9 protein-coding genes and 2 pseudogenes are annotated in these 6,000 nt (G+C 72.6%); 9 read left to right on the top strand and 2 right to left on the bottom strand.

The features are described 5' to 3' along the window. Window positions 1–539: 539 nt before the first annotated feature. Window positions 540–1,082, top strand: a complete 543-nt coding sequence (locus ACIRPX_RS04810; RefSeq protein ID WP_404188239.1) for a hypothetical protein — start codon at window positions 540–542, stop codon at window positions 1,080–1,082. 36 nt (window positions 1,083–1,118) lie between these two features. On the opposite strand, the gene ACIRPX_RS04805 is transcribed toward ACIRPX_RS04810, so the two are convergent. Next, on the bottom strand, window positions 1,119–1,658 hold the full coding sequence (locus ACIRPX_RS04805) for a DinB family protein (RefSeq protein ID WP_404188235.1): 540 nt from the start codon (window positions 1,656–1,658) through the stop codon (window positions 1,119–1,121). 284 nt (window positions 1,659–1,942) lie between these two features. On the opposite strand from ACIRPX_RS04805, the gene ACIRPX_RS04800 reads away from it, so the two are divergent. The 5 genes and pseudogenes from ACIRPX_RS04800 to ACIRPX_RS04780 form a co-directional block, all read left to right on the top strand. Beyond that, entirely contained in the window at window positions 1,943–2,269 is a 327-nt protein-coding gene (locus ACIRPX_RS04800; RefSeq protein WP_404188232.1) for an acyl carrier protein, read from the top strand. Window positions 2,270–2,428: 159 nt separating this feature from the next. Further along, window positions 2,429–3,181: a thioesterase II family protein gene (locus ACIRPX_RS04795; protein ID WP_404188229.1), complete on the top strand. Its 753-nt coding sequence runs from the start codon at window positions 2,429–2,431 to the stop codon at window positions 3,179–3,181. Further along, window positions 3,181–4,116 carry a BTAD domain-containing putative transcriptional regulator gene (locus ACIRPX_RS04790; protein ID WP_404188226.1) on the top strand — a complete coding sequence of 312 codons (936 nt, stop codon included), beginning with the start codon at window positions 3,181–3,183 and terminating at the stop codon, window positions 4,114–4,116. Before ACIRPX_RS04795 ends, ACIRPX_RS04790 begins: the two co-directional genes overlap by 1 nt. Window positions 4,117–4,139: 23 nt before the next feature. Then, complete coding sequence (locus tag ACIRPX_RS04785; protein WP_404188279.1) at window positions 4,140–4,313, top strand: hypothetical protein; 174 nt, start codon at window positions 4,140–4,142, stop codon at window positions 4,311–4,313. A gap of 21 nt (window positions 4,314–4,334) precedes the next feature. Continuing rightward, a pseudogene (locus ACIRPX_RS04780) lies at window positions 4,335–4,424 on the top strand (IS5/IS1182 family transposase); the annotation flags it as partial. Window positions 4,425–4,445: 21 nt separating this feature from the next. On the opposite strand, the pseudogene ACIRPX_RS04775 reads toward ACIRPX_RS04780, so the two are convergent. Then, window positions 4,446–4,628: pseudogene (locus ACIRPX_RS04775) on the bottom strand (DUF2750 domain-containing protein); the annotation flags it as partial. 134 nt (window positions 4,629–4,762) lie between these two features. Between ACIRPX_RS04775 and ACIRPX_RS04770 the strand changes: the two are divergent. From ACIRPX_RS04770 to ACIRPX_RS04760, 3 genes are all read left to right on the top strand, one after another. Next, window positions 4,763–4,969: a dienelactone hydrolase family protein gene (locus tag ACIRPX_RS04770; protein ID WP_404188223.1), complete on the top strand. Its 207-nt coding sequence runs from the start codon at window positions 4,763–4,765 to the stop codon at window positions 4,967–4,969. A 51-nt stretch (window positions 4,970–5,020) separates the two neighbouring features. Continuing rightward, window positions 5,021–5,284: a hypothetical protein gene (locus tag ACIRPX_RS04765; protein ID WP_404188221.1), complete on the top strand. Its 264-nt coding sequence runs from the start codon at window positions 5,021–5,023 to the stop codon at window positions 5,282–5,284. Between the two features lie 444 nt (window positions 5,285–5,728). Next, the gene (locus tag ACIRPX_RS04760) at window positions 5,729–5,938 is read left to right on the top strand and encodes a hypothetical protein (RefSeq protein ID WP_404188219.1); all 210 of its coding nucleotides are present in this window, start codon (window positions 5,729–5,731) and stop codon (window positions 5,936–5,938) included. The last annotated feature ends 62 nt before the right edge of the window (window positions 5,939–6,000 follow it).

The raw sequence follows: 6,000 nt of genomic DNA, 5'->3' as shown, positions 1-6,000 counted from the left end.
GAGGTCAGCGCGATGCTGCCCTGGGTGGCCACCTTGTGCGGCGAGGCGGCACCGGCGGCCGCCGACATCAGGGAGACCGCACCGTAGGCGGCGGTACGCAGGGTGGTCTTGTCCTGGTCGCTGAGGGTCACAGACATGGAGGACTCCTGAACAGAGATGGGGTGAAGAGAGGGGTGACGTACGCCTTGTCGGCACCGCTCCGATTCCGTGACTCCAGCATGGCACACGAGTGGCACCATAGCGAGCCATTTTCCGTCAAGCTGTCGCGACGTGAGGACCACCGCCCGGCAAACCCGCGCGGAACGGCAGGTCAACGACCCCCCTTCCGAGCCAGGGACGGTTTTGCGCCACAGCACGGCCGGATCCCCAACAGCCTTCCTGCGTCCCGGTATTGACGGTCCGGCCTGCACCTTTCATGACCCCTCCCCCGCCACTGAGCCATGGACGGCACCGGCGACACCGATAAGGACTACACGTGACACACATCGTGTGCCATAGTGATGCCATCGAGAGCGGGGCCATCACTAAAGGGGCGGGGCATGGAGACAGCACGGAACCAGCGGCGGACGGCGGACGGTGCCGTCGCCGCGTTCGCCCGCTTCGTGCTCTGCGGCGGCGGCGTGGGGCTCGCCTCCAGCTTCGCCGTGGCGGCCGCCGCCGCCTGGATGCCCTGGGTGCTGGCCAACGCCGTGGTCACCGTGGTGTCCACCGTCCTGGCCACCGAGCTGCACGCCCGCTTCACCTTCGGCGCGGGCGGGCACGCCACCTGGCGCCAGCACGCCCAGTCGGCCGGGTCCGCGGCGGCCGCGTACGCGGTGACCTGCGCGGCGATGGCCGTCCTGGAGCTGCTGGTCGCGGCCCCCGGCGCGGTGCTCGAGCAGGCCGTCTACCTGGGCGCCTCGGCCCTCGCCGGTGTCGCCCGGTTCGCGGTGCTGCGCGTGGTGGTCTTCGCCCGCGGCCGCGGCCGCGCCCAGGCCGCGGCCCCCGCGCCGGTGCCCGCCCCCTCCCCCGTGCCCGGCCCCGCACTCGCCCCCGCAGCTGCGCTCGTCGGCTCCCCCGCCGTGCTCTGCCCCGCCGCCTGACCTGCGCACGCCGTGCGGGGCCGTGCGGCGGGGGTGTCAGTCCTCCTCGTCCAGGGTGAGCTGGCGGTGGTGGAAGTCGAAGTGCTGGGTCGGGTAGCGGTAGAGGTCGGCGAGCGTCATGAAGTCCTGGAAGAAGGGGTCCCAGCGGACCGGGTAGTGCATGCCGCGCCCGAGCGCGGCCTCGGACTCGGCCGCGAGCCTGCGGTCGAGCCGGCCGGTGACGCGGTCGAACCTGGCGGCCATCCGTCGCGGTCCGTAGACCTTGGCGGCGCCGACCGGCCCGAGGTAGTTGACGAGGTCGAACGGGACCGTCGCGGCGTTCAGCAGCCGGGCGAACCACCGGCCGGCCCCGTCGGGCAGGCGCCCGAAGACGCGGACCAGGAACAGCAGCCGCAGCACGATCATGTAGCCGAAGAGCATGTGCCACAGCAGCTGCTTGTTGGTCCAGCGGGTGCCGTCGGTGCGCCGGGCGAGGTCGGCGTCGGTGGCCTGCTCCAGGAGCCGGTGGAAGGTGCTCCGGGCGCGCTCGTAGTCGTCGTGGACCGGCTGCCGGTCCATCGGGTCCGCGTTCGTCATGGTCTTCCGTCTCCCGCCGCCGGCCCGGATGCGTCCGGATGCGTTCCGGGGGTGTCGATGATGCCCGCATCCCGGGCCGGCGGCGCCCGCCTCGGCCGGGACCGGCGGCGCGTTCCCCCGCGGCCCCGAGCGGTACGGCCGTCACGGGCGCCCCCGCGGCGGGCGTGCCGGGCGGGTTCGAACGGCGGTCGACGGCCGCTCGAGCGGGGGCGGGCACGGTGGCAACGGCCCGCAGGCGTCTGCGCGGCCGTCGACCGTACCGGCAGCAGGAAGGAAGTCCGCCCATGGGCCAGACTCCGTGGAACGCGAGGTTCGAGGCCATCCTCCGCCAGGGCCTGCCCGCCCTGGGCAGGGACAAGGCACCCGCCGCCGACGTGCCGATGGAGGCCTACGGGCTGGACTCCATGGCCCTCATCGGCATCGTCAGCGCCCTGGAGGCCGCCTACGGCGTCAGCCTCGCCGGCCAGGTCACCGTGCCCGTACGCGCCCTGACGGCAGGTCAGCTGTGGGGCATCGTCTCCGGCGCGCTGCAGCCGGCCTGGGACGCCGGCCCGTCCCCGGCCCCGTCCGGTCCCGCGACGCGCGGCCCGGCCCCCTGGGTCATGGCCTGACGGGCGTCCCCGCACCTCGAGAACGCCTGCAGAGGACGTCGAGAACGACTTGAGACGGCGGCCGGCCCGGCCGCCGTCCGGCTATCGTCCACCTGCCCCCTCCGCTCCGGGACCAGGCCGCCGGGCCGGCTGCCGGGGCGTCTCGCTCCTGGAGTCGCCATGCCGAAGGCCGAAGAGCCTCAGCTGCGCCTGTTCGTCTTCCACCACTCCGGTGGTTCGCATCTGATGTACCGCGACTGGCCGTCCGCCTTCCCGGCCGGCTGGGACGTGCAGATCCCCGACGCGCCGGGCCGCGGCCCCCGCGACGAACGTCCCGCGCTGCGCGACACGGGCGCTCTGCTCGCGTACTTCCTGACCGAGCTGGAGGACCGGCTGACGGGCCGTTTCGCGTTCTTCGGGCACAGCATGGGCGGGATGGTCGCCTACGAACTGACCCGCCGGCTCGTCGAGTCGGGCCGCACCCCGCCGGTCTGGCTCGGTGTGTCCGCCCGCGGCACGCTGCACCCCGAGGGCGACCCGGCACGCCGCTACCTGCTCTCCGACGACGACCTGCGCCGCGAGCTGATCTCGATGGGCGGCACCTCGTCCTCGGTGCTGGAGCACGAGGAGCTGTGGGAGCTGTTCCGGCCGGTCATCCGGGCCGACCTGCACCTGAGCGAGAGCTGGCGCACGCCGCCGCTGACCGCGCCGCTGCCGGTGCCGCTGTCGGTGTTCGGCGGCACCCACGACCACGTGGCACCCCCGCACCGCCTGGACGGCTGGGCCGGCACCAGCGCGCACTTTCTGGGCCGGCACCTCTTCGACGGCGGCCACTTCTACTTCCACGACCACCTGAGCCAGGTCGCCGCGCGGATCCAGGACGACGTACGCCGCGCCCTGCTCCTGGCCCGGGCCCCGTCCGGGGCGGCCTGATGAGCGTCCTCGGCCTCACCGCCCCGGCCCCGGCCCCGGTGGGCGGCGGGTCGGCCGAGTTCCGGCTGCTCGGCCCGGTGGCCGTGCACGACCCGGTGACCGGGGCGGGCATCATGCCCTCCGGGCCCAAACAGCGCGCCCTGCTCGCCACCCTGGTCGTCCACGCCGGCCGGCGCCTGCCCGCCGAGCGGCTGGTGGAGGAGCTGTGGGGCGAACGGCCCCCGGCCAACGCGCCCAACGCCCTGCAGTCCCACGTCGCCCGGCTGCGCCGGCTGCTGCCCTCCCCCGGCGGCCACGAGTGGATCAGCACCCTGCCCACCGGATACCTCCTCGCCCTCGGCCCCGCCTCCACCGACGTGCAGCGCTTCACCCAGCTGTCCGCACAGGGCCGCGCCGCCGTCCCCCACGACCCCCGCCACGCCGTCGAACTCCTCGGCCGCGCCCTGTCGTTGTGGCACGGCGCCGCCCTCCAGGACAGCTGCCACGGCCCGCTGTGCACGGCCGAGGCGGACCGGCTGGAGGAACTGCGCCTGACCACCCTGGAGGCCCTGTACGAGGCGAGCCTGAACTGCGGCCGGCACACCGAGATCACCAGCGACCTGGAACGGCTGACCTGCGACCACCCGCTGCGGGAACGCTTCTACGACCTGCTGATGGCCGCCCTGTACCGGTGCGGCCGGCAGGCCGAGGCCCTCGGCGTCTACGAACGCGCCCGCCGCCACCTGGTCACCACCCTCGGCATCGAACCGGGCCCGGCCCTGCGCTGCCGCATGGAGGCCGTCCTCACCCACGCCCACTCCCCCGCGGCCGGGCGGCCGCCCGGTGCGGCCGAGTTGGCGGCGGAGCTGGCGCGGCTGCAGGCGCGCATCGACCAACTGGTACGCGACCAGCAGGACCTGCTGCGCAGGATGCGGCAGGCCCGCCAGAGCCTGTAGGCGTGCCGCGGCTGGATGGCGTCATGGCTCACTACGACCGCAGGCGCACCACCGGCGACCGGCACATCTCAGCCTTGCGAAATCTCTTCAACCGCATGATCGGGTGCCTGCACCACTGCCTCGACCAGCAAATCCACTACGACGAAACCATCGCTTTCCCATCCCGACCCGAGCCCTTACTCACTGCCGCAGCCTGACCGCTTAACCCCATCGGATGTCTGATCACCGACGCCACCGGCATCCCGCTCGCCGCCACCCTGACCGGCGGCAACCGCAACAACGTCACCCAGCTGACTCCAGTTGATGCCGATCATGAGTCCGTCTCGGGCGACATCGGGCAGTTCGCGATCGCGCCAGGTGTCCAAGGGCATGGATTCAACGCGTAGCCCATGCCCCCAGATCTTCGCTGCCCTCTGGGCGCGGGCCGAGGTCGACCAGAAGGGAAGACTTCGCGTGCCGTCCACGGAGAGGGAAGTTGGGCTTCCGTCGTCATCGCGGACGAACCAGACCACTTGGCCCCGGCGAACGTCTCAAAAGAATGCCGCCGCCTGCGAACCACTTTGACTCATGACCACCGAGCCCAACTTTCCCCGCCGCTCATTTCGTTCCTGCAGAACTGCCCGCATCCGTGCGCCCCGGTCTCGGGGTGCAGTTGCACGCCGCCGATCCGGACGACTTCGCTCCGCCCGAGCGCGTCGCCGCACTCCGCCGGGCGGCCCGGGCCCGGGGCGTCGCCCTGAAGGTCTTCCGCTACCCGGGCTCCGGCCACTTCTCCACCGACCGCGGTCTTCCCGACCACGACCCGGGCGCGGGCGAACCGACCTGGCGCCGGGTGCTGGACCTCCTCGGCTGAGCCACCTCACGTTGCCGGGCCGTCGAGCCGGAGCGTGCGGGCGCGGGTAACGTGACCCACCGATCCGGACAGGTGGAGGCAGTGGTGGCCGACGTGGTGCGCGTCATGGAGGCGCTGGCCGAGCAGGGCGTCACGGTGCTGTTCAAGGCCGATGCGGAACGCATGCGTGACGGAGTCAGGCCGTGGACCTTCGTCGCGAACGGCCTCCCCTTCCACGAGGACCTGCTCGTACGCACCGATGCCGCCTCGGTCGAGGCATGCCTGGAGATCTGCCTGCCGAAGCTGCGCGAGCGCGGACTGGTCGTCCCTGGGTGAGCGCGACTCGGCCGGCCGTGGACCATGCGGCAGCTGACGAGCGAAGCGGCGTACGCCCGCATGACCGCCGGGGTACGCCGTCTTGGGGTGGGAGGGGCCGACGGGCGGGGCCGCGTAGGGCAGCACGGCGCCTACTTGGGGTGTACCCCAGCACCACACACGCGTCTTTGGCGAGACGATCCGCGTTCCAGATCACTCCACATCCCCCACGCCCAAGGGGCAGCGAAGCTCCCAGCAGGTTCCCGACCGAACCCGAGGCGCACCCGGCGGTCACCGATCTCGATGAACTGATCGAAGCGCCCTGCGGCAGGAAGCCGTTCGGCCAGGGCGGCCACCTGCTCCTGCACCCCGGCCCCCGCAGTACGTTCAGCAGCAGGGGCCCAGTTCGACGCGGACCGCAAGATCTGGCCGCAGGCGGATCGCAAGCGCCCCCGCGTGAAGGCGATGGCGTACGTGGTCGACGGGTTCGTCAGGCGCATCCGCGGCGTGGACCCGAAGGGGACCTGGGTTCCTGGTGGAAACCGCTGGGAGATTCCTGTCACCGCCGCTCTCACCCCGTCCGGGATCGCCGAACAGTTCCCCACTCCCGGCTTCACGCTCGATGACCCGATGCCGGGCGCGCGCGGCAAGATGCGCGGGCACATCGCCCTGTGACAGTCCATGCCGCAGCCCCTCTGGCGTTCGTCGGATCTGGGCCCAGCGGAAGCAAGGGCGCA

Origin of the sequence: Streptomyces sp. NPDC101225, assembly GCF_044767585.1 — a bacterium.
In the GTDB taxonomy this organism is placed as follows: domain Bacteria; phylum Actinomycetota; class Actinomycetes; order Streptomycetales; family Streptomycetaceae; genus Streptomyces.
The sequence above is the reverse complement of the archived record's forward strand: the minus strand, read 5'-3'. Positions and strand labels throughout refer to the sequence as shown.